We start from the raw sequence: 1441 nt of genomic DNA on the forward strand, positions 1-1441 counted from the left end.
TGTCAAGCGTCTGTGAAAATGTCAGGTTAACTGTTCTATGAAAATGTCAGGGATGATAGCTGATTAAACAACCGCCGTCCTCTTGCAGACTAGCCGGATGCTGTGCTACGCTGTAACTGCTTGCTGGAGAATGGTTTTCTCCAGGGATGGTTTGCAGCGGGCTTGCGGGGGGACGCAGGCGCCGCTTCTTTTTTGGCCGTTGTTGGCGCCGGGGTCTGTGTGGCCTGTGTCTCCACACAAGGCCAGGCCCGCCCTTGATCCCATAGCCACACTTGTCCATCCATGCCGACACGCACTTCGACGACGCTCTTCGCTTCCCAGCGCGGAACACCGGGGACGGGCTTTGGCATGTAGCATTTCCCTTTCCAGGAGAACGTCTGCCCGCCGCTGATGCGCCGGTATTGCCGCCGGGCGAAGATGTGCTCCAGGGGTGTTTCGGGCAGCGGACGGTAGGCCGGTTCGGCATTTTGTGGTGCGACAGCGAACTGGCGGTTGTGCTTGGCGATGAGTTCCGGTAACACGCGATTGGCTTCCTCCATCGTGCACACGTTGCGCAGCCTAAGTTCGATCACCAGGCGATCCTGAAAGGTTTGCCAGAGCCGTTCGATCCGTCCTTTGGCCTGAGGAGACAGCGCCTCGATATGGGTAATGCCCAGATCGGCGAGGGCCTGTCCGAAGGTGGAAAGCGACGGCGGCTCACCGGCCAATTCCTGCTCGAGGGTTGGCTTGCCCTTGGGCGGGTGAAAAATGGAGTGTTGGTCGCTGTAGAGCGCAAGCGGTACGCCTTTGCGCCTAAGTCCCTCGATCATGACGGTCACGTAGCCCTCCAGCGTTTCGGTCGGGCGGAAGGTGGCCGCGACCACTTCCCCGGTGGCGTCATCGATGATGCCGTGCAGGGTGAGCATGGGACCGCGATCCTCCAGCCAGGCATAGGGAGAAGCATCGATCTGCCACAGCATGCCCGCCTGAGGTTTGCGGGGCCGGGGTCGGTGAGCCTTCGGACGACGGCGCAGCCGCGCGGGACGCAACCCGCCTTCCAGCAGAATGCGGCGGACCGAAGAGACGCTTAAATGGATGTTTTCGTGTTCGGCCAACAGCTCGGCAAAGTGGGTGGCATTGCTTCCGAAGTAGCGCTCCTGATACAGGAGCATAACGCGTTGTTTGAGCGAATCGGCCAAGGTATGAGCGGGCTTACGGCCCCGATTCCCATGTGCGATCGCTTGTGCACCTCCGTGAAGATATTTGGCCTTGAGCCGATACGCTTGACGGACACTGATGCCCAGGTTGCGTGCAACATCCTGTTCCGTGAGATGGCCGTCGATCCATTTTTCAATGACCATAACACGTTTCAGTTCGTTCTTTGTCAAGGTGATCTGCTCCTTGCTCATACTGACATTTTCTCGGATCAGTTACACCCTGACAATATCACAGAACAACAACA

General features: G+C 58.4%; 1 protein-coding gene. It reads right to left on the minus strand.

The window, feature by feature from the left end:
• Positions 1-89: 89 nt before the first annotated feature.
• On the minus strand, positions 90-1388 hold the full coding sequence (locus F3H12_RS13135; RefSeq protein WP_243133303.1) for an ISNCY family transposase: 1299 nt from the start codon (positions 1386-1388) through the stop codon (positions 90-92).
• Between the last annotated feature and the right edge of the window lie 53 nt (positions 1389-1441).

The sequence above is a fragment of the Thermoclostridium caenicola genome (assembly GCF_900142095.1).
Classification (GTDB): Bacteria; Bacillota; Clostridia; order DSM-8532; family DSM-8532; genus Thermoclostridium_A; species Thermoclostridium_A caenicola.